The 25815-nt window shown below is 73.0% G+C and carries 26 protein-coding genes; 22 read left to right on the forward strand and 4 right to left on the reverse strand.

Features of this window, described 5'->3' with window-relative positions; all coding sequences use genetic code 11:
* Nucleotides 1-10: 10 nt before the first annotated feature.
* The 5 genes from OIE69_RS11470 to OIE69_RS11490 all read left to right on the forward strand — a co-directional run bounded on the left by OIE69_RS11470 (nt 11) and on the right by OIE69_RS11490 (nt 5972).
* Complete coding sequence (locus tag OIE69_RS11470; RefSeq protein ID WP_326571871.1) at nt 11-1315, forward strand: ABC transporter substrate-binding protein; 1305 nt, start codon at nt 11-13, stop codon at nt 1313-1315.
* A 103-nt stretch (nt 1316-1418) separates the two neighbouring features.
* The gene (locus OIE69_RS11475; protein WP_326571872.1) at nt 1419-2363 is read left to right on the forward strand and encodes a carbohydrate ABC transporter permease; all 945 of its coding nucleotides are present in this window, start codon (nt 1419-1421) and stop codon (nt 2361-2363) included.
* Nucleotides 2360-3265, forward strand: coding sequence for a carbohydrate ABC transporter permease (locus OIE69_RS11480; protein ID WP_326571873.1), 906 nt, complete (start codon nt 2360-2362; stop codon nt 3263-3265). The genes OIE69_RS11475 and OIE69_RS11480 overlap by 4 nt, the downstream gene beginning before the upstream one ends.
* Before the next feature lie 1015 nt (nt 3266-4280).
* A complete protein-coding gene (locus OIE69_RS11485; protein ID WP_326571874.1) occupies nt 4281-5696 on the forward strand; it encodes a GH1 family beta-glucosidase in 1416 nt (471 codons plus the stop codon).
* A 141-nt stretch (nt 5697-5837) separates the two neighbouring features.
* Nucleotides 5838-5972 (forward strand): hypothetical protein, encoded by a 135-nt coding sequence (locus tag OIE69_RS11490; protein WP_326571875.1) that lies wholly within the window; start codon nt 5838-5840, stop codon nt 5970-5972.
* A 42-nt stretch (nt 5973-6014) separates the two neighbouring features.
* Here the strand turns inward: OIE69_RS11490 and rsgA are convergent, their stop codons facing one another.
* Nucleotides 6015-7136 carry a ribosome small subunit-dependent GTPase A gene (gene rsgA / locus OIE69_RS11495; protein ID WP_326571876.1) on the reverse strand — a complete coding sequence of 374 codons (1122 nt, stop codon included), beginning with the start codon at nt 7134-7136 and terminating at the stop codon, nt 6015-6017.
* A 231-nt stretch (nt 7137-7367) separates the two neighbouring features.
* On the reverse strand, nt 7368-8432 hold the full coding sequence (locus OIE69_RS11500; RefSeq protein WP_326571877.1) for a hypothetical protein: 1065 nt from the start codon (nt 8430-8432) through the stop codon (nt 7368-7370).
* A gap of 287 nt (nt 8433-8719) precedes the next feature.
* On the opposite strand from OIE69_RS11500, the gene OIE69_RS11505 reads away from it, so the two are divergent.
* From OIE69_RS11505 to OIE69_RS11525, 5 genes are all read left to right on the forward strand, one after another.
* Nucleotides 8720-9049: an LPXTG cell wall anchor domain-containing protein gene (locus OIE69_RS11505; RefSeq protein WP_326571878.1), complete on the forward strand. Its 330-nt coding sequence runs from the start codon at nt 8720-8722 to the stop codon at nt 9047-9049.
* Nucleotides 9046-9678, forward strand: a complete 633-nt coding sequence (locus OIE69_RS11510; protein ID WP_326571879.1) for a class F sortase — start codon at nt 9046-9048, stop codon at nt 9676-9678. The genes OIE69_RS11505 and OIE69_RS11510 overlap by 4 nt, the downstream gene beginning before the upstream one ends.
* A gap of 81 nt (nt 9679-9759) precedes the next feature.
* On the forward strand, nt 9760-10278 hold the full coding sequence (locus OIE69_RS11515) for an RNA polymerase sigma factor (protein ID WP_392567491.1): 519 nt from the start codon (nt 9760-9762) through the stop codon (nt 10276-10278).
* Entirely contained in the window at nt 10262-10726 is a 465-nt protein-coding gene (locus OIE69_RS11520) for a hypothetical protein (protein ID WP_326571881.1), read from the forward strand. The genes OIE69_RS11515 and OIE69_RS11520 overlap by 17 nt, the downstream gene beginning before the upstream one ends.
* 63 nt (nt 10727-10789) lie before the next feature.
* Nucleotides 10790-11182 carry a VOC family protein gene (locus OIE69_RS11525; protein ID WP_326571882.1) on the forward strand — a complete coding sequence of 131 codons (393 nt, stop codon included), beginning with the start codon at nt 10790-10792 and terminating at the stop codon, nt 11180-11182.
* Between the two features lie 581 nt (nt 11183-11763).
* Here OIE69_RS11525 and OIE69_RS11530 read toward each other — a convergent pair.
* Both OIE69_RS11530 and OIE69_RS11535 read right to left on the reverse strand, forming a co-directional pair.
* On the reverse strand, nt 11764-12441 hold the full coding sequence (locus OIE69_RS11530) for a helix-turn-helix transcriptional regulator (RefSeq protein ID WP_326571883.1): 678 nt from the start codon (nt 12439-12441) through the stop codon (nt 11764-11766).
* Nucleotides 12442-12482: 41 nt separating this feature from the next.
* Nucleotides 12483-13643 carry a YihY/virulence factor BrkB family protein gene (locus OIE69_RS11535; protein WP_326571884.1) on the reverse strand — a complete coding sequence of 387 codons (1161 nt, stop codon included), beginning with the start codon at nt 13641-13643 and terminating at the stop codon, nt 12483-12485.
* A gap of 18 nt (nt 13644-13661) precedes the next feature.
* On the opposite strand from OIE69_RS11535, the gene OIE69_RS11540 reads away from it, so the two are divergent.
* The 12 genes from OIE69_RS11540 (at nt 13662) to OIE69_RS11595 (ending at nt 25802) form a co-directional block, all read left to right on the forward strand.
* Nucleotides 13662-15296 (forward strand): acyl-CoA dehydrogenase family protein, encoded by a 1635-nt coding sequence (locus OIE69_RS11540; RefSeq protein ID WP_326571885.1) that lies wholly within the window; start codon nt 13662-13664, stop codon nt 15294-15296.
* Between the two features lie 356 nt (nt 15297-15652).
* Nucleotides 15653-16945 carry a helix-turn-helix domain-containing protein gene (locus tag OIE69_RS11545; protein WP_326571886.1) on the forward strand — a complete coding sequence of 431 codons (1293 nt, stop codon included), beginning with the start codon at nt 15653-15655 and terminating at the stop codon, nt 16943-16945.
* A 72-nt stretch (nt 16946-17017) separates the two neighbouring features.
* A complete protein-coding gene (locus tag OIE69_RS11550) occupies nt 17018-17596 on the forward strand; it encodes a GNAT family N-acetyltransferase (protein ID WP_326571887.1) in 579 nt (192 codons plus the stop codon).
* Between the two features lie 26 nt (nt 17597-17622).
* Entirely contained in the window at nt 17623-18660 is a 1038-nt protein-coding gene (locus OIE69_RS11555; RefSeq protein WP_326571888.1) for a carbohydrate kinase family protein, read from the forward strand.
* Between the two features lie 93 nt (nt 18661-18753).
* Nucleotides 18754-18837 (forward strand): putative leader peptide, encoded by an 84-nt coding sequence (locus OIE69_RS11560; RefSeq protein WP_322975673.1) that lies wholly within the window; start codon nt 18754-18756, stop codon nt 18835-18837.
* A 170-nt stretch (nt 18838-19007) separates the two neighbouring features.
* On the forward strand, nt 19008-20705 hold the full coding sequence (locus OIE69_RS11565; protein ID WP_326571889.1) for a nitrite/sulfite reductase: 1698 nt from the start codon (nt 19008-19010) through the stop codon (nt 20703-20705).
* The gene (locus OIE69_RS11570; protein ID WP_089222926.1) at nt 20702-20881 is read left to right on the forward strand and encodes a hypothetical protein; all 180 of its coding nucleotides are present in this window, start codon (nt 20702-20704) and stop codon (nt 20879-20881) included. The genes OIE69_RS11565 and OIE69_RS11570 overlap by 4 nt, the downstream gene beginning before the upstream one ends.
* Nucleotides 20878-21585, forward strand: a complete 708-nt coding sequence (locus tag OIE69_RS11575; protein WP_326571890.1) for a phosphoadenylyl-sulfate reductase — start codon at nt 20878-20880, stop codon at nt 21583-21585. Before OIE69_RS11570 ends, OIE69_RS11575 begins: the two co-directional genes overlap by 4 nt.
* A 32-nt stretch (nt 21586-21617) precedes the next feature.
* Nucleotides 21618-22163, forward strand: coding sequence for an adenylyl-sulfate kinase (gene cysC, locus OIE69_RS11580; RefSeq protein ID WP_326581085.1), 546 nt, complete (start codon nt 21618-21620; stop codon nt 22161-22163).
* Nucleotides 22160-23095: a sulfate adenylyltransferase subunit CysD gene (gene cysD / locus OIE69_RS11585; protein ID WP_326571891.1), complete on the forward strand. Its 936-nt coding sequence runs from the start codon at nt 22160-22162 to the stop codon at nt 23093-23095. Before cysC ends, cysD begins: the two co-directional genes overlap by 4 nt.
* Nucleotides 23096-23097: 2 nt before the next feature.
* Complete coding sequence (locus tag OIE69_RS11590) at nt 23098-24450, forward strand: sulfate adenylyltransferase subunit 1 (RefSeq protein WP_326571892.1); 1353 nt, start codon at nt 23098-23100, stop codon at nt 24448-24450.
* Nucleotides 24451-24725: 275 nt separating this feature from the next.
* Entirely contained in the window at nt 24726-25802 is a 1077-nt protein-coding gene (locus OIE69_RS11595; RefSeq protein WP_326581086.1) for an ABC transporter substrate-binding protein, read from the forward strand.
* The last annotated feature ends 13 nt before the right edge of the window (nt 25803-25815 follow it).

Here is a 25815-nt window from a genome sequence, read left to right on the forward strand (position 1 = left end):
GGAGGCTTCCATGCCCACTGCCCGAGCCGCCAGACGCGCCACCCTCCGACTCGGGGCGGTCGCACTCGCCGGGGCACTCCTCGCCGCCTGCGGATCCGGCTCGACCGGCACGTCCGCGGACAAGGACGGCAAGGTCACGATCACCGTCGACCTGTTCGGCACCTTCGGCTACAAGGAAGCCGGCCTGTACGACGAGTACGAGAAGCTCCACCCCGGCGTCACCATCAGGCAGAGCAGCACCGAGAACGAGGCCGACTACTGGAAGGCCCTGCAGACCCGGCTGGCGGGCGGCGGCGGCCTCGCCGACGTCCAGGGCATCGAGGTGGGCCGGATCGCGTCGGTCACCCAGCAGCAGGCCGACAAGTTCGAGGACCTGGGCGCCCTGGGCGCCAAGGACCTGAAAAGCGACTTCTCCGCCGCCAAGTGGGCCGCCGCCACCACCGCCGACGGCCGCACCCTGGGGCTGGGCACCGACGTCGGCCCCGAGGCCGTCTGCTACCGCACCGACCTGTTCAAGCAGGCCGGGCTGCCCACCGACCGGACCGAGCTGGCGCAGAAGTGGGCCACATGGGACGGCTACCTGGAGCTCGGCAGGCAGTACAAGGCGAAGGCCGGGGCCAAGAGCGCCTGGCTCGACAGCGTCGGCAGCCTCTACTCCGTCATCGTCGGCCAGGAGAAGGAACGTTACTACGACGCCTCGGGCAAGCTGATCTACGACGACAACGCCGCGGTCGAGGCTGCCTGGGACCTCTCCGTGAAGGCCGCCCAGGACGGGCTGAGCGCCAAGCTCGCCCAGTGGACCCCCGCCTGGAACCAGGCCTTCAGCAGCGGCTCCTTCGCCACCATCGGCTGCCCCGCCTGGATGCTGGGCTACATCAAGGGCCAGGCGGGCGACGCGGGCAAGGGCAAGTGGGACATCGCCCCGCTCCCGGGCGGCGCCGCGGGCAACTGGGGCGGGTCCTACCTGGCCGTCCCCAAGGGCTCCGCGCACGCCGAGGAGGCCTTCGCGCTGGTCAAGTGGCTGACGGCCGCGGAGCAGCAGGCCAAGCTCTTCAAGAAGCAGGGCAGCTTCCCCTCCAACATCGGGGCGATCGAGGCCGTCAAGGACGTCACCGACCCGTACTTCAGCGACGCGCCCATCGGGCGGATCTTCGGCGCCGCCGCCGAGGCCTCGCCGGTGCAGGTGCTCGGCGTGCACGACGGCGACGTCAACCAGCAGATCACCAACGCGCTCGGTGAGGTCGAGCGCAAGGGCACGGACTCCGCGACGGCGTGGAGCCACGCCAGGAAGGGCGTCGAGAACGCCGTCGGCTGACGGCCCCCGACCCGCCGGCACCGGGCGCGCGGGACCGCTCCCCCCGGTCCTCCGCGCCCGGCCGCACCGCCCCGGTACTCCCCCGAGCCGAAGGCCCCGCCCCATGACCCTGACCGCCACCGCGCCGGTGCCCCCCGCAGCCCAGGCGCCCCCGCGGCGACTGCTCGCCCGGTTGTCGCCCTACGCCTACATCGCTCCGTTCTTCGCGCTGTTCGCCGCGTTCGGGCTGTTCCCGCTGCTCTACACCGCGTACGTCTCCCTCTACCGCGTCGAGCTCCAGACCCCCGGCGAGATGGAATGGCGGGGCCTGGACAACTACACCGCGCTCCTGCGCGACGACTTCTTCTGGACCGCGCTGCGCAACACCTTCACCATCGGGGTCGTCTCCACCGTGCCGCAGCTGCTCATGGCACTCGGCCTCGCCCACCTGCTCAACTACAGGCTGCGCGGACGCACCTTCTTCCGCGTCACGATGCTCCTGCCGTACGCCACGTCCGTCGCCGCCGCGACCCTGGTCTTCGCCCAGCTCTTCGGCCGCGACTTCGGCCTGGTCAACTGGGCGCTCGGGCTGGCCGGCATCGGGCCCGTCGACTGGCAGTCCAACACGGTCGCCTCGCAGATCGCGGTGTCCACGATCGTCACCTGGCGGTGGACCGGCTACAACGCGCTGATCTACCTCGCCGGGATGCAGTCCATCCCCGGGGAGCTGTACGAGGCCGCCGAACTCGACGGCGCCTCACGCTGGCGGCAGTTCCTCCACGTCACGCTGCCCGGCCTGCGGCCCACCGTCCTGTTCACGATCGTGGTCTCCACGATCGGCGCCACCCAGCTCTTCGGCGAACCGCTGCTGTTCGAGGGGAGCATCTCGGGCGGCATCTCCCACCAGTACCAGACCCTCGGCCTCTACATGTACGAGCAGGGCTGGGGCTACTTCCACCTCGGCCGCGCCGCCGCAATCGCCTGGGTGACGTTCGTCGTCATCGTCCTGCTCGTACTGCTCAACACCGCGCTGGCACGGCGCCGTACACGGAAGGGGACCCGCCGGTGAGCGCGCTCCTCACACGACCGCGGTCCGGCCGCCCCGCCGGGACCGCACGTCCCCTCCCCCGCCTCCGCCCGGCCCGGGCGGGCCGGCAGCACCACGGCGGCCGCCTCGCCTACGCCATCCTGATCGTCGCGGCGGTGATCTCCGCCTTCCCCTTCTACTGGACGATCGTCGCCGCGACCCGCTCCAACGCGGAGCTCGCCGCGAGCCCTCCGGCGCTGCTGCCCGGCGGCAACCTCGCGCACAACTTCCGCCAGGTCCTGGAGCAGGCCGACATCGGCAAGGCGCTGCTCAACTCCCTCATCGTCTCCGGCTCGGTGACGGTCGGCACCGTCCTGTGCTCCACCCTCGCCGGGTTCGCCTTCGCGAAACTCCGCTTCCGGGGCCGCAACGCGCTGCTCGCGCTCACGGTCGGCACGATGATGATCCCGCCCCAGCTCGGCGTCATCCCGCTCTTCATGCTCATCGCCGAGCTGCACTGGGTGAACCAGCTCCAGTCCGTCATCCTCCCGGGGCTGGTCTCGGCGTTCGGGGTCTTCTTCATGCGGCAGTACCTCGCGCAGTCGCTGCCCGACGAGCTGATCGAGGCGGGCCGCGTCGACGGCGCCTCGACGGCGCGGATCTTCTGGAGCATCGTCGTCCCCATCGCCCGGCCGGGGATGGCGGTACTGGGGATGCTCACGTTCATGGCGTCCTGGAACGACTTCTTCTGGCCGATCATCGCGCTGACGTCGCAGGAGCCCACGGTGCAGGTCGCCTTGCGGCAGCTGGGCGGGGGGTATGTGCACGACCAGTCCGTGATCATGGCGGGCACGTTGCTGGGGACGGTGCCGGTGCTGGTGGTGTTCGGGTTCCTGGGGCGGCAGATCGTGGGCGGGATCATGCAGGGGGCGGTGAAGGGGTAGGGGGCCGGGGGGTGCCCCTTGCGGCGCGTTGTTGTGTGCGGCTTGTGTGCGCCTGCGGCGGGCATCCCCCACCCTCCCCCAGCCTTCGGCCGGGGGGACCCCCCCATCCCGGATGGTTGGTGCGGGCCCCGCGCGGTTCGTGGTGGGCCGGGGTCGGGGCCTCCGGGGCTGGGCATTCTGTACCGCATATTTATGTGCATGACGGGCGGTCCAGGTTCTTGCCGTCCGTGCCGCACAACAAATACACGTCAGCGTCCAGAACGCCCACCCCTACGACCCCGCCCCCTCCGTATGTGTCGCGGCCAACGGCCGGAGGGAGGTGCGACGGGGGCACCCCTCCCCGCACCGCAGGGAACTGCCCCCAGCAGGGGGTCCCCCGGCCGCAGCCCGAGTAAGGGTGTACGCACCGCTGGCCGGGGGCACGGCGAGCGTGGGGGTGGGGGCGCACCCCTGGCCTCCAGCGAACTGCCGACCTGGCGCCCGCTCACCCCTCCGCCAGCATCAGCCCGCGCGCCCTGTAGCCGCTTCGTCCAATCCGGTCCGTGATCAGTTGGAAAGGGGTCTGACGGCCGGGGGCTTCCGGCCGTCAGTCGCCCGCGATACGGAGGGGGCGGGGTCGGAGGGGTGGATGTTCTGGACGCTGCGGGATATTTGTGTGCGGCACAGACGGCACAACAAGTACCGCCCGCCATGCACGTAAATAACCCAGTCCAGGACGTGCAGCCCCGGAGGCCCCGCACCCGGCCCACCACGCACGCGCGAGGCGGTCACTGACCGCGCCGGATGGGGGTCCCCCCGGCCGAAGGCTGGGGGAGGGAGGGCGGGCGGGGAAACCGCCCGCCGCAGGCGCAACCAACCCGCACACAACAACCCGGCAGCCCGGCGCACCCGCCCGCAGGCGCAACGCACCCGCGCACAACCACCGGGCAGCCCGGCGCAGCCGCCCGCAGGCGCAACGCACCCGCACACAACAACGGACCGCCACCACAACCCACCCCGCACACAAGGAGCACCGATGACCACGACCGCACCCCGGACAAGTAGCGCCCCGCGCCACCACGACACACCGGGCTTCCCCGAAGGGTTCCGGTGGGGCGCGGCCACCGCGGCGTACCAGATCGAGGGCGCCGCCGACGAGGACGGCCGCACCCCCTCGATCTGGGACACCTTCAGCCGCACGCCCGGCAAGGTGCGCAACGGCGACACCGGGGACATCGCCGCCGACCACTACCACCGCATGCGCGAGGACGTCGCGCTCATGGCGGAGCTGGGCCTCATGGACTACCGCTTCTCCGTGTCGTGGCCGCGCGTGCAGCCCACCGGACGGGGCCCGGCCGTGCAGAAGGGGCTCGACTTCTACCGCGCCCTGGTCGACGAGCTGCTGGACCACCGCATCCGCCCGGTCCTGACCCTGTACCACTGGGACCTTCCCCAGGAGCTGGAGGACGCCGGCGGCTGGCCCGTCCGCGACACCGCGGAGCGCTTCGCGGAGTACGCGGGGCTCGTCGCGGACGCGCTGGGCGACCGGGTGCCGTTGTGGACGACGCTGAACGAGCCGTGGTGCTCCGCGTTCCTGGGGTACGCGCAGGGGGTGCACGCGCCGGGCCGGACGGAGCCGGAGGCGGCGCTGCGGGCGGCCCACCATCTGCTGCTGGGGCACGGCCTGGCGGTCGGCGTACTGCGCGAGCGGCTTCCGGTGCCGGCGCAGGTGTCGCTGACGCTGAACCTCGCGGCGGTGCGCCCGCACACCGGGAGCGCCGCCGACGCGGACGCGGTCCGGCGGGTCGACGCGCTGGCCAACCGGATCTGGCTGGACCCGGTGTTCCGCGGGTCCTACCCGGAGGATCTGCGGCGGGACACGGCCGCGCTGACGGACTGGTCGTTCGTGGAGGACGGCGACCTCGCGGTGATCTCCCGCCCGGTGGACGCGCTGGGCCTCAACTACTACGCCCCGACCGTGGTGGCCGCGGGCGGCCATGCGGGGCCGTCGCCGTGGCCGGGGGCCGAGGAGCACGTGCGGTTCGTGCCGGTGCCGGGGCCGCGGACGGCGATGGACTGGCCGGTGGACGCGGGCGGTCTGCACGAACTGCTGCTGCGGCTGCGGGACGAACTGCCGGACACCCCGCTGCTCATCACCGAGAACGGCGCCGCGTACGACGACTACGCCGACCCCGAGGGCGAGGTCCACGACCCCGAGCGGATCGCGTACCTGCACGCGCATCTGGCCGCGGTGCACCGGGCGATCACGGACGGGGCCGACGTCCAGGGGTACTTCCTGTGGTCGCTGCTGGACAACTTCGAGTGGGCCTACGGCTACAGCAAGCGGTTCGGCGTGGTGCACGTGGACTTCGCGAGCCGGCGCCGCACGCCCAAGGACAGCGCCCGCTGGTACGCCGGGGTCGTCGCCCGGGGCGGCCTGCCGTCGAAATGAGCCGCAGATGCGGACAACCCGGGCCGTACGACTGCGAGTTGGGCCGCCGCGCGTGTGAGACGGTACGGCCACGGGAAGGTCACGTTCAGACATCGAAGGTGAAGGTGCGGTAAAGCGCACCGCGAACGGGCTGGAGGAGCCATGGTCTACTCGATCGTCCTCGGCGTCGTCATCGTCGCGCTCGGCCTCGGCAGCATCGTCTACACCTTCTGGCACGAGGGCAGCCCGCTGACCCTGCGCCGCGACGGGGGCGAGCGCCGCAACGGAGCCGGATGACCGCCGGCCCGGCTCCCCGTCGGGGAGCCGGGCCGGGTCCGGTCAGTACACCTTGCGGTGGCCGCCGCCGCGCTTGCGCTCGTACATCTCGCGCCCCGCGGCGGAGCGCAGTTTCCACTCGCGCCGCATCTCGGCGCGGAGCCGGGCGTCGGTGCGAGAGGCGATCCACGCGTTCTCACGGAGCAGCTTGCGGTAGCTGTCCAGCCGGCGGTGGGTCAGGGTGCCGTCGTCCAGGGCGGCGAGGACCGCGCAGCCGGGTTCGGAGTCGTGCGAGCAGTCCTGGAAGCGGCATGCGCCGGCCAGCGCCTCGATGTCGGAGAACGTCTGGGTGAGACCGGCGTCGGCGTCGTACAGTCCGACCCCGCGCAGCCCCGGGGTGTCGATGATCACCCCGCCGCCCGGCAGCGGCAGCAGGTCGCGGGTGGTCGTGGTGTGCCGGCCCTTGCCGTCGCTGTCGCGGATGGCCTGCACCTCCTGGACCTCGCGGCCCAGCAGGGCGTTGGTCAGCGTGGACTTGCCCGCGCCCGACTGCCCGAGCAGCACGGACGTGTTCCCGCCCAGTGCCGTCGCCACCTCCGGCACGCCGTGGCCGGTGGCCGCGCTGACGACCAGGACCTCCACGCCGGGCGCCGCGCTGCGCGCGTCGTCCAGCAGGTGGGCGGGCTCCTCGACGAGGTCGGCCTTGGTGAGGACGACCAGCGGCTGCGCGCCGCTGGTCCACGCCAGCGACACAAAGCGTTCGAGCCGCCCGAGGTCGAGTTCCGCGGCGATCGACACGGCGATGACCGCCAGGTCTACGTTGGCCGCGAGGACCTGTCCCTCGGAGCGCTTGGAGGAGGTGGAGCGGACGAAGGTGGTGCGGCGCGGCAGCAGGGCGCGTACCGCGGGGCCGGCGTCCGGCGTCTCGTCGACGGCGGCCCAGTCGCCGGTGCAGGCGACCTTCATGGGGTCGCGGGTGAAGACGTCCTCGGTGTCGGCGCGTACGGTCCTGCGACCGCCCGTGCCGTCGGGGAGGACGACGTCGCACAGCCCGCGGTCGACGCGGACGATGCGGCCGGGTGTGAGTCCCCGCTCCGCGTGGACGGCGAAGTCGGAGTCGAGTGCGGAGTCCCAGCCGTAGGCGCTGAGCGCGGTGGACGGCTGCGGGACGGATCCGTTGGTCAACGGAGGAGAGCCCTTCGGGAGGGCGGTCGCGCGGGGTTGCGCCGTCGGATGCTTCGCGACGGGCCGGGTCAGCCGGCGACCGCTGAGGTGGGGTTGATGATCTTCTGGATGCGGGCAGCGCCCATCACGGCGACAGTCATCTCTCCAACACCTCCCGGTTCACTCGCGGTCTGACGGGCACACCCTAGCCGGTGCTCCGGGAGACCCCGCAACCGATTTTCCACGGACGGCTCACGCCGTCTCGGCGTAGCGCTCCCCCGCGTACTCCCGCACCACCGGGACGACGGCCTCCGCCCCGCCGGGCAGCCGGTCGAGGCGCACCAGGGCGAAGGCCTTGTGGCCGTCGACCAGGTAGGAGGGGTTGTCGTTCGGACGGCTGCCCGGCAGCGGCCACACCACCAGCCACGGGCGGGTGTCGCCGGTGGTCGGCGGGCGGCCCACCGTGACGGCGGCGATGTCCTGCCAGGAGAAGAACGACTCCTCGCGGGTCACCTCGCGCATGCCGATCCCGGCGGGTCCGACGCGCAGCCGCAGCGGCTTGCGCCAACGCCGGTAGGAGCGCCCCGTGAGATAGCAGCAGCCGATCGCGCCGAGCGGCCCGAAGGCGGTGAAGGGCTCGGGACCGACGATGCGGCCGTGGACGAGTTCCCAGAACGAGTAGCCGAAGACGAGGGAGAGCGCCGCCCAGACCAGCGTCCAGGTGCCGGCCCGCCGCCCGTCGACGAACTGCCGCTCCCCGCCGGGCACACGCAGTTCCGGCCCCGAGACGGTCACCGGGATCGGCGGGCGCACGCCGCGCGGCGCGGTCTCGAAGGCGGCGCCGCCGTGCTCGGCGAGCACGGCCGTCAGTTCCGAGACGCTCTGGTCGAGGTCCTCGCAGTCGACGAGCGTGTAGCGCGGCCGGTCGCCGCGGGCGCGATCGGGCTTGCGGGGGAAGGCGACGCCGGGCGCCGTCCAGAGGGTGAGCCGCGGCTTGGGCGGCGTGGTGGTCTCGCTGTCCTCACCGGTGTTGGGGACGTGCCACAGCGAGACCGCGTCGATCTGCTCCCAGGCGAGCTCCGCGTCCTGCAGGGTGATGCCGAACGCGTCGACCCGCAGCCGGAACGGCCGCCGCGCCCTCCGCAGGTCCTTCGCACCGCTCCAGGCCGCCAGGCCCGCCAGGAACCCGACCGTCAAGGGGCCCGTCGCACTCCGTGAGGCGACCAGCCACACCACTGCCGCCCCGATCACGACCAGGCCCCCGGTCAGCCACCGCCGGCCGCGTCTGCGGAGCGTCCGCTCCACCGTGAACTCCACCGTTCCCCGCCCCCTTTGACGTCCCCACCCGGATCTCATGATGCGCTCGCGGGGACGTGCGGCCGCGGCCGTGAACTGGGTGTTGCCCAACCGTGACGCCCGGCCGGACGGCGGCTCCGGGCGGTCGCCGCCGCTTCGCCCGCCGTTCACCAAGGGCCCCGCCAAAGCGACTTTGCCCGTTCTTTACAACCGGCCGCGGGGCCGCCTCGTCTCTCCGCGCGATCAGTTGCCAGAGCCCGTCCGTGCCCCGCCCCGGGGCAGGGGCGGGAGACGAAGGAGAGCGATAGATGCGCAGGAGTGTTCTCACCGCCGCTGCCCTGGCGTGCACCGCGGTGCTGGCGGGAACGGCGCCCGCGTTCGCCGACGGGCCGAGCGCGCGGCCCGCGCCGGCCCGCAGCAGCGCGCCCGCCGAGGCGCCGTCCGCGGAGCCGTCCACGGCACCGTCCCCGCGCCAGGTCGGCACGGTGCCGGCGGGCGCGCCCGACACCGGCGTGCAGTCCCCGGCCGCCGCGCAGGGTCCCGACGACGCGGTGGTGGCGGCGGCCGCGGGCGGCCTGCTGCTCCTGGCCGGCGGCACGTTCGTGGTGACGCGGCGCAGGCGCAGCACCGCCGGATGACCCCGGGCGCGAGGTGGGCCGCGGCCGTCGCGGTCCTGGCGGTCCTCCCCTGGGCCGGCGGATGCGCGGGCGGGTCCGGTGACGGTTCCATCGCCGCGCCGCCCGTCGTCTCCGCGCCGCCGGCGGCCGCCCGGACGCACCCGTCCCCGCCGCCCCCGCTCGCCCGCTCGGTCCCGGTACGGCTGAGGATCCCGGCGATCGGGGTCGACACCCCGGTCATGGAACTGGGGCTGGCCCCGGACGGCACGGTGGAGGTCCCGCCGGTGGCGCGCCACTCGCCCGCCGGCTGGTACCGCCACTCCCCCACGCCGGGGCAGCTCGGCCCGTCGGTGCTGCTGGCCCACGTCACCGTCGGCCGGTTCGGCGACGGGGTCTTCCGGGACCTGGCACGGCTGCGACCGGGCGACCGGGTCGTGGCCGGGCTGCGGGACGGCGCGTCCGCGCGGTTCACCGTGGACCGGGTGCAGACGGTTGCCAAGGCGCAGTTCCCGACCGAGGAGGTCTACGGCGACGTGGACCGCCCCGAGCTGCGCCTGATCACCTGCGGCGGCCCCCGCACCGCCGACGGGAGCGGATACCGCGACAACGTCGTGGTGTACGCCTCCCTGACCCCGGCGGGCCGCGCCTAGCCGACGGGCTGCCGGGCCGGTGGCCTGCGAGCCCCCGGCCCGGCAGCCCGTCGGCACGCCTGCGGCATGATGAACGACGGAATGTGGAGAGTGTTGAAACGGTCTTCCCGGGAGGAAGCGGCGTCCGAACTGTTCGCCGCCCTTTACCCGCGCCTGGCCGGCTGGTGCCGGCGGCTGGTCGACGACGACGAGACGGCCCACGAGATCGCCTCCGAGGCCTTCACCCGGCTGTGGGCGCGCTGGACGAGCGTGGACGAACCGCGCGGCTTCCTCTACGTCACCGCCGCCAACATCGTGCGCGACCACTGGCGGAAGGTGGAGCGCGAACGCCGGGCCATGCGGCGCGCCACCGCGGAGGTCCTCGTCGACGGGCAGGGCGAGGGGCGCGACGGGCAGACCGACCCCTCGGTGCGGATGCTCGTCCAGTCGCTGCCCGAGCGGCTGCGGGTGCCCATCCTGCTCTACTACTACGCCGACATGCCGGTCCGGGAGGTGGCGGCCGCGACGGGACGGAAGGAAGGAACCGTGAAGGCCGACCTCCACGCGGCCAGGGAAATGCTGCGAGCCGGACTGAGGAGAAGCCTTGATCACACCCATTGACGGTCCGGACGAGGAACGCGACCCCGAGCTGAGCGCCCTGCTCGGGTCCGGCACGGTGCTCCTCGGGCCGCCGCCGGGCCGCTTCCGCGAGGTCCGCCGCGCGGCGGCGCGGCGCAGGCTGCTGCGGGCGGCCGCGGGAGCCGGGGCGTCCCTGGCGGTGGCGGCGGTGGTCGCCGTACCGCTGCACCTGCTGTCCTCCCCGGGGCAGGGGCCCGCGGTCGGGCCGACCGTGCCCGCGGTGTCCGTTCCCCCGGCGGCCGATCCGCCGCCTTCATCGCGCCCGACGACGTCCCCTGTACCGGAGCCGTCCGAGAGCCGCGGCCCGGACCGCCGTACCGGGTCCCCCGATCCGCGCCGCGCCGCTTCCACCGCCCGCCAGACCCGGTCCGTCTCGGCCACCCCGCTCGGCGACGCCGGGGAGGACACCCCGGCCGTCCCCCGCCGCTGACCGGCCCGGTGCGTGTCCGATTCGTTCAAGACGGGCCGGGCGGGGCGCGCCTACGGTTGCGGCATGACTCTTCGTTTCGATGTCGTCGAGATCGTCGTGGCCGACATGGCCGCCTCGCTGGCCTTCTACCGCAGGCTGGGGCTGGAGATCCCCGCCGGGGCGGAGGCGGAACCGCACGTGGAGGCGCAGCTGCCCGGGGGGCTGCGGATGGCGTGGGACACCGTGGAGACGGTCCGCTCCTTCGACTCCTCGTGGGCGCCGCCGCAGGGCGGTCACCGGATGGCGCTGGCCTTCACCTGCGACGGGCCGGAGGAGGTGGACACGACGTTCGCCGAGCTGACCGGGGCCGGGTACGCGGGGCATCTGAAGCCCTTCGACGCGCCCTGGGGGATGCGGTACGCCGTGGTCCTGGACCCGGACGGGAACCCGGTCGACCTCTTCGCGAGGTTCTCCTAGCCCGGTAATTGTGGCTGGGTACCAAGAGGTACTGCCGGTGGTCGGGCGCGGGTTCGTCTCGCGCCCTTCGGGCGCACAGCGGCTGGCTGCGGAGGGGAGGGTGGCGGTCCGGGGCTCGTGCGCAGTGTGCGGGTGTGTACGTGGCCGGGGTTCAGGCGCCGGAGCGGGGTGCCTGTCCGGTGACGTGGGTCTCGTTGCCGTCCGCGGGTGCGGATGGCCGGTTGCCACGCCCACCGCTCGTCGTGGCGCGCCTGCCGTGACCGGCGTCTGCGCGTGATTCCCCGACACCGGCCCCTTCAACAGCACCCCGAAGCACCCGCGGACGCCGGTCACGGCAGGCGCGCCCACTACCCACCGAAGGCGTGGAAGCGACCATCTGCACCCGCGGACGGCAAGGAAACCCCCACCACCGGAAACGCCCCCGCTCCGGAGCCCGAACCCCATCACCAACCCACCCGTAGACCACCGACCAGCCGCACGCACCACCCTCCCGTCCGCAGCCAGACGCTTTGCGCCCGAAGGGCGCGAGACGACGGGACAGCCGAACGAACAGCGCACCCACCGCCACCGCTTGGATACGCCTAGAGCAGTTCGCCGAGCGGGACGCCGGCGAGGGCGCGGACGTCGCGGGCCAGATGGGCCTGGTCGGCGTAGCCTGCGCGGACGGCGACGTCGGCGAAGGCGTGGCCGAGCCGGGCCAGCTCCAGTGCGCGCTGGAGGCGCAGGATGCGGGCGAGGGTCTTGGGGCCGTAGCCGAAGGCGTCCAGGCAGCGGCGGTGGAGCTGGCGTTCGCTGAGCCCGCTGTCCTCGGCGACGCTGCCGACGCGGGCGCCGGCCGCCAGCCTCGCGGCGATCCCCGGGCCCCACGGGGGCGCCGCGTGCCGGACGTCGCGCGCGAGCACCAGGGACTCCAGGGCGGCGGCGGGGTCGGCGGCCGCGGCCACACGCTCGGTGAGCCGGCGTGCCTCGGCGCCGGGCCAGAGTGCGTCCAGCGGCACGCGGCGGTCGCGCAGTTCGTGCGCGGGCAGTCCGAACACGGCGGGCCCGACGCCGGGGGCGAAGCGCAGCCCCGCGTAACACGTGCCGGGCGGGCTGCCGGAGAGGTGGGCGGTGGTGTCGGGCCCCGCCGCGAAGAGCCCGGTGTCCTCGCCCCAGATCAGGTCGATGCAGCCGTCGGGCAGCACGCGGGCGGCCCCGGCACCCGCTGTCTTCGTCCACAGCACGGCACCCGGCACCGTCGAGGTCCGTTCCCGGTACACCGCTCCAGCATGACACCGGCCGGCACCGCGCCGGGTCCGTGTCAGCCGCGCGGTGGCCTGCCGCCGTCCTTGCCCGAGGGGCGGCGGCCGCGCAGCCGGGACCGTACGTCCTCCGGCGGCAGGAAGCCCGCCCAGCGCTCGGGGAATTCGGCAGGCGGGTCCTCCGGGCCGACCTCGTCGTCCGGGCCGGACTCGAACGCGGCGCGGCGGGCGGCGGCCTCGGCGACGAGGTCGGCGGCGGCGCGTTCCCTGGCCCGGGCGTTCTCCTCGCGGGCGGCCGCGGTCTCGATGGACGGCCACACCCGGTCGATGGCGGCGTTGACGGCCGCTCCGACGAGCACCGCGAAGGCCGACACGAAGATCCACAGCAGCACGGCGACGGGCGCGGCCAGCGAGCCGTAGATGGTCGGGCCCTCGACGGTCTGGGTGAGGTAGATGCGCAGCACGAAGCTGCCCAGGACCCACATCAGCAGGGCGACGGCCGCCCCCGGCATGTCCTCGTACCAGGGCGATCTCACCGGCACGGACACGTGGTAGAGCGTGGTGAGGAACGCGATCGACAGCAGGAGGACGACCGGCCAGTACAGTATCCGGATCACGGCCTCGCTCCACGGCAGGAACGACACCACCGCGTCCGGTCCGACGACCATCAGCGGCATGACGACCGCGCCGATCACCAGGGCGACGATGTAGAGGAGCAGGGCCAGCAGCCGCGTCTTGACGATGCCGCGCCTGCCCTCCAGCCCGTACATGATCGTGATCGTGTCGACGAAGACGTTGAGGGCGCGCGATCCGGACCACAGGGCGATGACGAAGCCGATGGAGATCACGTCGGGCCGGCCGCCGCCGAAGACGTCGTCGACCAGCGGCCGCATCAGCTGGTCGACGCCCTTGTCGGACAGTACGGTCGCCGCGGCGTCGAGGATGTTGCGGCGGATGTTGTCGATCGTGTCGGTGCCGATGATCCCGTCGACGTAGCCGATGGCGCCGACGAGGCTCAGCAGCAGCGGCGGAAGCGACAGCAGCACGAAGAAGGCGGCTTCGGCGGCGAGTCCGGTGACGCGGTACTCCATGCAGGAGTCGACCGTGTCCTTGAGCAGCAGCCAGCCCACCTTGCGCTTGGACACGTTCCGGTAGAGGGCCCGCGCCCGGTGGAGACGGCCTCGCCTGGGCCGCTCGGGTGTTTCGTCTGCTGCCTGCACGCGCCTACCGTAACCGTCATGAGTCCCCCCACACACACCGTGACCAACCAGCCTCCGCCCCTGGTCGGGTATGACGTGTACGCCGCCGACACCGCCCTGGTGGAGGGGGTGGCGCGGCATGTCGCGCCCGAGCTCCGGGAGGAGGTCGGCCGGGAGCTCGGCGACCTCGGCCGGGTCGCCGGTTCGGCGCAGGCGCGGGGGTGGGCGGAGGCCGCCGACACCCATCCGCCGGTGCTGCGCACCCACGACCGGTACGGGCACCGGATCGACGAGGTGGAGTTCCACCCGGCGTGGCACCGGCTGCTGGGGCGGGCGGTCTCGTCCGGGCTGACCGACGCGTGGTCGCGCCCCGGCGGTCACCTGCGGCGCGCGGCGGGTTTCCTGGTGTGGTCGCAGGCGGAGGCCGGGCACGGCTGCCCGGTGTCGATGACGCACGCGGCGGTGCCGGCGCTGCGGGCGGACCCGGCCCTGGCCGCGGAGTGGGAGCCCCGGCTGGGGTCGCGGGTGTACGACCCCCGGCTGGTGGCTCCGGGGGACAAGCCCGGGGCGCTGTTCGGGATGGGGATGACGGAGAAGCAGGGCGGCTCGGACGTGCGGGCCACCACCACGCGCGCGGAGCCGCTGGCGGAGGAGGGCGCCTACCTGCTCACCGGCCACAAGTGGTTCTGCTCGGCGCCGATGTCGGACGCCTTCCTGGTGCTGGCGCAGGCGCCCGGCGGGCTGACCTGCTTCCTGCTGCCGCGGGTGCTGCCGGACGGCTCGCGCAACGTCTTCCTGATCCAGCGGCTCAAGGACAAGCTGGGCAACCGCTCCAACGCCTCGGCGGAGGTGGAGTTCGACGGCACGTGGGCGCGCCGGGTCGGCGAGGAGGGGCGCGGGATCGCGACCATCATCGAGATGGTGTCGGCCACCCGGCTGGACTGCGCGACCGGTTCGGCGGCGCTGATGCGGCAGGCGGTGGCGCAGGCGGTGCACCACGCGGGGCACCGCAGCGCGTTCGGCGGGCCGCTGGTCGACAAGCCGCTGATGCGGAACGTCCTGGCGGACCTGGCGCTGGAGTCGGAGGCGGCGACCACGACCGTGCTGCGGCTGGCGGCGGCGTACGACGCGGACGACGAGCAGGAGCGGCACTTCCGGCGGCTGGCGGTGGCGGTCTCCAAGTACTGGGTCACCAAGCGCTGCGCGCCGCTGGTGGCCGAGGCGCTGGAGTGCCTGGGCGGCAACGGCTACGTGGAGGAGTCGGGGCTGCCGCGGCTGTTCCGGGAGTCGCCGCTGAACTCGGTGTGGGAGGGCTCGGGCAACGTGCAGGCCCTGGACGTGCTGCGGGTGCTGCAGCGGGAGCCGCGGGCGCTGAACGCCTTCCTGGGCGAGATCGGCCGGGCGCGCGGCGCGGACCACCGGCTGGACGGTGCGATCACGTCGCTGCTGACGGAACTGGCGGATCTGGAGGGCGTCGAGGCGCGGGCGCGCCGGGTGGTGGAGCGCATGGCGCTGGTGCTGCAGGGCTCGCTGCTGGTGCGGTTCGCCCCGGTGGAGGTCTCGGACGCCTTCTGCGCCTCGCGGCTGGGCGGGGACTGGGGGGCGACCTTCGGCACGCTGCCGCGCGGCCTGGACCTGGCGGCGATCGTGGAGCGGGCACAGCCGCGGGAGTGAGGGGCGGGTGCGGCGGCGGTCCGCCCGTGATCCCGGCGGAAGGACCGGGACCCTCGGGGAAACGTTCCGCCGCCGCGCCGCACTGAGGGTGGTGCCGCGCCGACTCGGCACCACCCCCGGTCTCGCCTCACCGTCGCACGGATTCAGGGTTCCGTACGAGTAGCGTGATGCGCCGTCACTGTCCGTCGAATGCGCGCATATTCGCAACCGTTGCAGACAGTTGCAAGGTATTGGCCGGATATCCCACCGGAGGGACCGGCCCGACGGCACCATATGCACATGGTGTGGCAGCGGAGAACCGGCGCGGCCACTGCCGGGGCGCACAAAGCGCTGCGCACACGGACGCGGGGAGCACCATGAGCCAGGTTCCGATCGACGCCCGGTCGTTGTCGGTCCAGTCCGTCCAGGAACCGCGTCGTTCCGCACGGCTGCTGGCCGGCATGCGGGACGCCGCGCTGGGCGGCGGATCGGGCGGCACCGAGGCCAGACCGGTCATCCAGGACTCCTGGCGGCGCGCCCTGGACCTCGGTGTCGACCCCGACAACGGCAGTCACGCCGGCATGCTGACCGCCGACGAGATCGAGGTGCGCAGGCGCCGCACCCCGCTGGGCGAGGTCATGCCCGCGCTGCGCGACGGCCTGGTCTCGGTCGCCGACGAGGCCCGGCACATCATGGTGGTCACGGACGCCGAGGGGCGGTTGCTGTGGCGGGACGGCAGTCTGGCCGTCCGCAGGAGCGCGGACCGGCTCGGCTTCTCGGAGGGCGCCTCGTGGTCGGAGGAGGCCGTCGGCACCAACGCGATCGGCACCGCCCTGGTCACGGGGCGGCCGGTGCAGGTGCACTCCTCCGAGCACTTCGTACGGGTGCACCACCAGTGGACCTGCGCCGCGGCACCGCTCATAGACCCGCGCGACGGTCGGCTGCTGGGCGCGGTGGACGTCAGCGGGCCCGCGGCCGGCATGCACCCCGCGGTGCTGTCGCTGGTGACCGCGGTGACCAAGGTCGCCGAGGCCGAACTGCGCAGCCTGCACTGGGCGGCCGTGGACCGGCTGCGCTCGGTCTCCGCCCCGCTGCTCGCCCGGATGCCGGGCCGGGCGGCGGTCGTCGACCCCAACGGCTGGACGGCCGCCGTGACCGGGATGCCGCCGGTGGAACGGATCACGCTGCCCGCCGCGCCGAGCGCCGGGCGCACCTGGGTGCCCGCGCTGGGCACCTGCACCCTGGAACCGCTGCCGGGCGGCTGGCTGGTGCGGGTCGTCCCGCCGGAGGAGGTGGCGCCCGGGGCCGGGCACGTCGTGCTGGACCTCGGCCGGCCCCGTACGTGGACGGTGAGCGTCTCCGGTGCGGCCGGCGGCTGGTCGCAGGAGCTCAGCCCGCGCCACGCCGAACTGCTCTTCGTGCTGGCCCTGCACCGGGACGGCCGCAGCGCCGCGGAACTGGCCGGCGACCTGTTCGGCGACCCGTCCCGCACGGTGACGGTGCGCGCCGAGATGTCCCGCCTGCGCCGCACCCTGGCCGGGGTGCTCGACCACCGTCCCTACCGCTTCGCCGACGGCGTCGAGGTCGCGGTGGTGCGCCCCGCCCACCCCGCGGACCTGCTGCCGCACTCGACGGCGCCGGCGGTGCGCGCGGCGCGCTTCGGGACGTGAGGGGGCGGACCCGACGGGCCGCGGCAGCGAGCCGGGGACCCACCGGACGCGCGAGGCCGCAGAATGTGGCGCATGAGCACTAGCGTCACGGTGACCACGTGGTCCCTGGAGCAGACCTCCCACGCCGATCTGCGGCCCTCCCTGGAGCCGGACCCCGCGACGTCGGGTGTCCGCATCGCGCGGGCCGAGGTGCCGTCCCCGGAGTTCAGCCGCTTCCTCTACACGTCGGTGGGCGCGGACTGCGCCTGGACGGACCGCCTGCCGTGGTCGTACGAGCAGTGGCGGGCCTTCCTGGAGCGCCCGGGCGTGGAGACCTGGGTGGCGTACGACCGGGACACCCCGGCGGGCTACATCGAACTGGACCCGCAGGACGACGGCCAGGTCGAGATCGCGTACTTCGGGCTGCTGCCCGCCTTCCGGGGGCGGCGGATCGGCGGGCACCTGCTCTCCATGGGCATCGCCCGCGCCTGGGACCTGGCGGAGCGCCTGCCGGACCGCACCCCGACGAAGCGGGTGTGGGTGCACACCTGCAGCCTGGACGGGCCGCACGCACTGGCCAACTACGAGAAGCGCGGCTTCCGCATCTTCCGCACCGAGACGGGGGAAGAGGAGAAGAGGCCCGTGACCGGGCCCTGGCCCGGAGCCCGGTAGGGACCGGCCGGCGGGAAGGGGCGGGTATGGACGTGGTCGGGGTCGGGGCGCTCAACCTGGACCTCATCACAGGGGCGTCCGCCCTGAACGGCAGCCCCGTACTGGCCAGGCTCGGCGCGCACATGCGGCTGCGGCAGCCGCCGGAGAGCGGCGGCGAGAGCATGGTCGACGAACCCTCCGTCCGCGCCGGCCTGGAGTGGCTGCGGGACGAGGGGGTGCCGCTGACGCCGGAACCGGGCGGCTCGGCCTTCAACACCCTCCACGCACTGGGCCGCCTGGGCCGCGGGCTGCGGCTCGGCTACGTGGGCGTCGCGGGCCGCGATCCGCTGGGCGCGGCCGGCCCGCTCGCCGTACTCGACGGGCTCGGCATCGACCGGCGGCTGGTGGCCACGGACCCTGACCGGCTGTGCGGGATCTGCCTGTCCGTGCACGACGGAGGGGAACGCACGCTGCTGACCCACACCGGGGCGAACACGCGGATCGCCGCCCATGTGCGGGAGCGCTTCCATGAGATCGCCGGCTACCTGGCGGCGGCCCGGGCGGTCCACGTCACCTCGTTCCTCGATCCGGACGGCGGGGCGGCGCTGCACCGGCTGCTGGCGGAGGTGCGGCGGCGTTCGCCGGGGACGCTGATCAGCTTCGACCCCGGGCACGCCTGGTCGGCGGAGCCGACCTCCGATGTACTGGCCATGGCGGCGATGAGCGACTTCCTGCTGGTCAACGGGCGGGAGTTCGAGCGACTCGGCCATGTGCGGAAGGGGCGGGAGGGCGTGTCCGTGGTGAAGTACCCGGACCGGGTGGAGGTGCACCGGCCCGGCACCGTGGAGCGCTACGCCCACCGTCCGCTGCCCGACGGGGAGGTCGAGGACGCCACGGGGGCGGGCGACGTCTTCGCGGCGGGTCTGCTGGCGGCGCTGGTCGCGGACCGCGCGCTGCTCGGTGCGGGGGTACGGCTGGGTTCGGCGCTCGCGGGCCACAAGCTGCGGCACGTGGGGACCCGTGGGCACGGTGGATTCCGGGCCATCGCGGCCGATTTCCTGCGCCCGGCGAGTCCTGTCAGGTGACGGCCACAACGGACGTCTCACCATGCGGGATGTAGATGTCCATCATATGGATAACGGTGGACTGGCCCGAGATTCGCGTGACACGCTTTCGACATGTCTCGCACTGGAATCGCCTTGGTAGGTCGGCTGCACGTCGATCTCGGACGCATGTCCAGCGCCATCTGTCAGGCGTGCTGAGCACTCGCCGCCGTCCCGTCCAGGACTGATCCGGCCGTCCCCAGGTCTCGCGGGCGCAATGACGCGCCCACGCCGTGCGCTGCCCGCAGCGTTCCGGCGTATCCGCAGGCCACGGGGACTATTTGCGCTACGACCGACTCTTTCCAGCCTGCCAGAAGGACTGCATCGCCATGGCTTCCACGCCTGACCAGCCGAACGCCGCCGCGCCGCGCCGCAAGGTCAGCCGCCACCGCGGCGAGGGCCAGTGGGCGGTCGGCCACATGACGCCGCTCAACGCCAACGAGCAGTTCAAGCGGGACGACGACGGTCTCAATGTGCGGACACGCATTGAGACGATCTACCGGGACCGCGGCTTCGACGCGATCGACGGCGCCGACCTGCGCGGCCGCATGCGCTGGTGGGGCCTGTACACCCAGCGCAAGCCCGGGATCGACGGCGGCAAGACCGCGATCCTGGAGCCGGAGGAGCTGGACGACAAGTTCTTCATGCTCCGGGTGCGCGTCGACGGCGGCCGGCTCACCACCGAGCAGCTGCGCGTCATCGGCGAGGTCTCCCAGGAGTTCGCCCGGGGCACCGCCGACATCACCGACCGGCAGAACATCCAGCTGCACTGGATCCGCATCGAGGACGTCGCCGAGATCTGGCAGCGGCTGGAGGCCGTGGGCCTGTCCACCACCGAGGCGTGCGGCGACACCCCCCGTGTCATCCTCGGCTCGCCCGTCGCGGGGATCGCCGAGGACGAGATCGTCGACGGCACCTGGGCCGTGGACGAGGCCCACCGCCGCATCGTCGGCAACAAGGAGTTCTCCAACCTCCCCCGCAAGTTCAAGTCGGCGATCTCCGGCTCGCCGCTGCTGGACGTGGCCCACGAGATCAACGACGTCGCCTTCGTCGGCGTCCGCCACCCCGAGCACGGCCCGGGCTTCGACGTGTGGGTCGGCGGCGGCCTGTCCACGAACCCCAAGATCGGTGTCCGGCTGGGCGCGTGGGTGCCGCTGGAGGAGGTCCCCGACGTCTTCGAGGGCGTCATCTCGATCTTCCGCGACTACGGCTACCGGCGGCTGCGCAACCGCGCCCGGCTGAAGTTCCTGGTCGCCGACTGGGGTGTGGAGAAGTTCCGCCGGGTGCTGGAGGACGAGTACCTGGGGCGCGCGCTGGCCGACGGCCCCGCCCCCGACCAGCCGGTCCAGCAGTGGCGGGACCACGTGGGAGTGCACCGCCAGAAGGACGGCCGTTACTACGTCGGCTTCGCGCCGCGCGTCGGCCGGGTCGACGGCACCACGCTCAGCAAGATCGCGGAGCTGGCGGAGGCGCACGGATCCGGCCGGCTGCGGACCACCGTCGAACAGAAGATGATCGTGCTGGACGTGGAGCGGGACCGGGTCGACTCGCTCGTCGCGGGCCTGGAGTCGCTGGACCTGCAGGTGCAGCCCTCCCCCTTCCGGCGCGGCACGATGGCCTGCACCGGCATCGAGTTCTGCAAGCTGGCCATCGTCGAGACCAAGGCGCGCGGCTCCTCGCTGATCGACGAACTCGAGCGCCGGCTCCCGGAGTTCGACGAGCCGATCACGATCAACGTCAACGGCTGCCCCAACGCCTGCGCCCGGATCCAGGTCGCCGACATCGGCCTCAAGGGCCAGCTGGTGCTGGACGACGACGGCCGCCAGGTGGAGGGCTACCAGGTGCACCTGGGCGGCGCGCTGGGCCTGGAGGCCGGGTTCGGCCGCAAGGTCCGCGGCCTGAAGGTCACCGCGGACGAGCTGCCCGACTACGTCGAGCGTGTCCTGAGGCGCTTCCAGGCCGAGCGCACGGACGGCGAGCGCTTCGCGCAGTGGGTGACGCGGGCGAGCGAGGAGGCACTGTCGTGAGCGAGCGTGCCGCCCCCTTCCACTGCCCCTACTGCGGGGACGAGGACCTGCACCCCGCGGAGCAGGGGCACGGCGCCTGGGAGTGCCGGTCGTGCAACCGCGCGTTCCAGCTGAAGTTCCTGGGCCTGCTGGCCCGGGGGCTGCGGACCGAGACCGGCGAGGGAGGCCCTTCGTGACCACCGCGCAGCGGCACACCGCGGACGAACTGCGGGCGCTGGCCGAGCAGGCGGGCCGTGACCTGGAGGACGCCCCGGCGCCCGAGATCCTGCGCTGGGCCACCGGCACCTTCGGGTCCCGGTTCTGCGTCACGTCCTCGATGGAGGACGCGGTCGTGGCCCATCTGGCCTCGCGCGTCGCCCCGGGCGTCGACGTCGTCTTCCTCGACACCGGCTACCACTTCCCGGAGACCGTCGGCACCCGTGACGCGGTCGCCGCCGTCATGGACGTGCGGGTCATCACACTGACGCCCCGTCAGACCGTGGCCGAGCAGGACGCCGAGCACGGGCCGAAGCTCCACGACCGCGACCCCGACCTGTGCTGCGCGCTGCGCAAGGTCAAGCCGCTGGAGGAGGGACTGACCGGCTACGACGCCTGGGCGACCGGCCTGCGCCGCGACGAGTCCCCCACCCGGGCGAACACCCCGGTCGTCGGCTGGGACGCCCGGCGCGGGAAGGTGAAGGTCTCCCCCATCGCCCGCTGGACGCAGGAGGACGTGCACGCCTACGTCGCCGAGCACGGTGTGCTGACCAACCCCCTGCTGATGGACGGCTACGCCTCGGTCGGCTGCGCCCCCTGCACCCGCCGGGTGCAGGAGGGCGAGGACGCCCGGGCCGGCCGCTGGGCGGGACGGGCCAAGACCGAGTGCGGGCTGCACGGCTGATGACGACGGAACGGAACTCCCTGGAGGGGCGGATGGGCGTGACGGGCACAGGGGCCACGGTGTGGCTCACGGGTCTGCCGAGCGCGGGCAAGACCACGATCGCCCAGGCGCTGGCCGCCGGGCTGCGCGGCGACGGGCACCGTGTGGAGGTCCTGGACGGCGACGAGATCCGCGAGTTCCTCTCCGCGGGCCTCGGCTTCGACCGCGAGGACCGGCACACCAATGTGCAGCGGATCGGTTTCGTCGCCGAACTCCTCGCTTCCAACGGGGTCAAGGTGCTGGTCCCGGTCATCGCGCCGTACGCCGACAGCCGGGAGGCCGTCCGCAAGCGCCACGAGGCGCGGGGCACGACATACCTGGAGGTGCACGTCGCCACGCCGGTGGAGGTCTGCTCCGTCCGCGACGTGAAGGGCCTGTACGCCAAGCAGGCCGCGGGCGAGATATCCGGGCTGACCGGTGTCGACGACCCGTACGAGGCACCCGAGATCCCCGATCTGCGGATCGAGACCCAGGACCACACCGTCGAGGACTCGGCGGCGCTGCTGACGGCGCTGCTGGTGGAGAGGGGACTGGCGTGACCACGGTAGTCGCGGTCGACGAGAGCACCGGCAGTCCCTTCGCGCTGTCGCACCTGGACGCGCTGGAGTCGGAGGCGGTGCACATCTTCCGGGAGGTGGCGGGCGAGTTCGAGCGGCCGGTGATCCTCTTCTCCGGCGGCAAGGACTCCATCGTCATGCTCCACCTGGCGCTGAAGGCCTTCGCCCCCGCGGCGGTCCCCTTCTCTCTGCTGCACGTCGACACGGGCCACAACTTCCCCGAGGTGCTGGAGTACCGGGACCGCACCGTGGCGGAGCACTCCCTGCGGCTGCACGTCGCCTCGGTCCAGGACTACATCGACGACGGCCGGCTGCGCGAGCGCCCCGACGGCACCCGCAACCCGCTGCAGACGGTGCCGCTGACCGAGGCCATCCAGGAGCAGCGCTTCGACGCGGTCTTCGGCGGCGGCCGCCGTGACGAGGAGAAGGCCCGCGCCAAGGAGCGGGTGTTCTCGCTGCGCGACGAGTTCTCGCAGTGGGACCCGCGCCGTCAGCGCCCCGAGCTGTGGCAGCTCTACAACGGCCGGCACGCCCCCGGCGAGCACGTGCGCGTCTTCCCGCTGTCCAACTGGACCGAGCTGGACGTGTGGCAGTACATCGCCCGTGAGGGGATCGAACTGCCGGAGATCTACTACGCCCACGAGCGCGAGGTGTTCCGGCGCGGCGGCATGTGGCTGACCGCGGGCGACTGGGGCGGCCCGAAGGACGGCGAGACGGTGGAGACCCGGCTGGTCCGCTACCGCACGGTGGGCGACATGTCCTGCACCGGCGCGGTGGACTCCGACGCCGCCGGCATCGACGCCGTCATCGCCGAGATCGCCGCGTCCCGGCTCACCGAACGGGGCGCCACCCGGGCAGACGACAAGCTCTCCGAGGCCGCGATGGAAGACCGCAAGCGCGAGGGGTACTTCTAGCCATGACCACCGGTACCACCGCCGCCGAGCAGCTCTCGGCCACCTCCCTGCTGCGCTTCGCCACCGCGGGCTCCGTCGACGACGGCAAGTCCACGCTGGTGGGGCGGCTGCTGCACGACTCCAAGTCGGTGCTCGCCGACCAGTTGGAGGCCGTCGAACTGGCCTCCGCGCGCCGCGGGCAGGACGCGCCGGACCTGGCGCTGCTCACCGACGGCCTGCGCGCCGAGCGCGAGCAGGGCATCACCATCGACGTGGCGTACCGCTACTTCGCCACACCGCGGCGGCGGTTCATCCTGGCGGACACCCCGGGGCACGTGCAGTACACGCGGAACATGGTGACCGGCGCCTCGACCGCCGAGCTGACCGTGGTTCTGGTCGACGCCCGCAACGGCGTGGTGGAGCAGACCCGCCGGCACGCGGCGGTGGCCGCGCTGCTGCGGGTGCCGCACGTGGTGCTCGCGGTCAACAAGATGGACCTGGTCGACTGGTCGGAGCCGGTCTTCGCGGCCATCGCCGAGGAGTTCACCGCCTACGCGGCCTCGATCGGCGTCCCCGAGATCACCGCGATCCCCATCTCGGCGCTGGCCGGCGACAACGTCGTGACCCCGTCGGCGAACATGGACTGGTACGGCGGCCCGACGATCCTGGAGCACCTGGAGACCGTCCCCGTCGGCAGCGACCCCGGCGCGCACCCCGCGCGCTTCCCCGTGCAGTACGTCATCCGCCCGCAGACCGCCGAGCACCCGGACTACCGCGGCTACGCGGGGCAGATCGCCTCGGGCGTGCTGCGGGTCGGCGACCCGGTGACGGTGCTGCCGTCCGGGCTGACGAGCACGATCAGCGGCATCGACGTACTCGGCACGCCGGTCGACGTGGCGTGGGCGCCGCAGTCGGTGACGCTGCTGCTCAGCGATGATCTCGACATCTCGCGCGGCGACCTGATCGCGCCCTCCGGCACCGCCCCGGCGACCACCCGGGACGTCGAGGCGACCGTGTGCCATCTGCACGAGCGGCCGCTGGCGGTCGGCGTACGCGTGCTGCTGAAGCACGGCACGCGCACCGTCAAGGCGATCGTGCGGCGGCTTCCGTACCGGATCGACCTGACCCGGGGGCTGGAGCACCAGGACGATCCGGGCGAGTTCGGCGTCAACGACATCGGCACGGTGGTGCTGCGCACCTCGGAGCCGCTGCCGCTGGACGCGTACGCCGACTCGCGGCTCACCGGCTCCTTCCTGCTGATCGACCCGGCGGACGGCACCACGCTGACCGCCGGCATGGCGGGCGAGGCCTTCGCCGCCCGCACCACCACGGCCGCCGCGGACGCGGCCGGAGAGGACGAGGGGTGGGACTTCTGATGGCGTTCGACGACGCCTTCTCGGGATTCGCCAAGGAGGGCGGCCGCGTCGGCAGCGGCTGTCTGGGCAGCGGCACGGGCGGTGTCACGCGATGTGCGCGCTGACCCCGGCCGAGCACCGCACCCGCGCCGCGCAGGCGGCACCGCACCACCGAGAACCAGACAGCCACCACCCCGGCGCGCCCTAGAGGGCGCGAGCCGGGGCCATCGAGAGGAACGCCTCCCGTGACTGCCGATCGCACCACCGCCCCGAGAACGTCCGCCCGCCGCCGCCTCATGGCGGGCGCCGCCCTTCTGCCGCTGCTGGCGCTGGCCGCCTGCGGCTACGGCTCCGAGAAGAAGGACGACACCACCAACGCGGCCGCGAGCAGCGGCACCAGCAAGAAGCTGTCCGCCTCGACGGTGAAGATCGGCTACTTCGCGAACCTCACCCACGCCACTCCGCTGGTGGGCCTCAAGGAGGGCTTCTTCGCCGACGAACTCGGCTCCGGCACCACCATCAAGGAGTCGGTCTTCAACGCCGGCCCCGCCGAGATCGAGGCCCTCAACGCCGGTTCCATCGACATCGGCTGGATCGGCCCCTCCCCGTCGGTCAACGGCTGGGCCAAGTCCGGCGGCGAGAGTCTGAAGATCATCTCCGGCTCGGCCTCCGGCGGCGTCAAGCTCGTCGTCAACCCGGACAAGATCAAGACTCTGAAGGACATCAAGGGCAAGAAGATCGCCACCCCCCAGCTCGGCAACACCCAGGACGTGGCGTTCCTCAACTGGATCTCCGAGCAGGGCTGGAAGGTCGACGCCACCAGTGGCAAGGGCGACGTCTCGGTGGTCCGCACGGACAACAAGGTGACGCCCGACGCCTACAAGACCGGGTCGATCGACGGCGCGTGGGTGCCCGAGCCCACCGCGTCCAAGCTGGTCGCCGAGGGCGCGAAGGTGCTCCTGGACGAGCGGGACCTGTGGCCGGACAAGAAGTTCGTCATCACGAACGTGATCGTCTCCCAGAAGTTCCTCAAGGAGCACCCGGACGTCGTCGAGGCCGTCCTGCGCGGCTCGGTGAAGACCAACGCCTGGATCAACGCCAACCCGGACAAGGCGAAGGCCGACGCCAACGCCCAGCTGGAGAAGCTCTCCGGCAAGCCGCTGCCCGCCGACGTCATCGACCCGGCGTGGCAGAGCATCCAGGTGATCGACGACCCGCTGGCGTCCACCCTGCAGACCGAGGCCGACCACGCCGTCACCGCCGGCCTGCTGGAGAAGCCCTCCCTCAAGGGCATCTACGACCTGACGATCCTCAACAAGATCCTCAAGGCCGAGGGCAAGACCGAGATCGACGACGCCGGTCTCGGCGGCTGACGCCCGGCAGCAC

Source organism: Actinacidiphila glaucinigra, from assembly GCF_035918135.1.
In the GTDB taxonomy this organism is placed as follows: domain Bacteria; phylum Actinomycetota; class Actinomycetes; order Streptomycetales; family Streptomycetaceae; genus Actinacidiphila; species Actinacidiphila glaucinigra.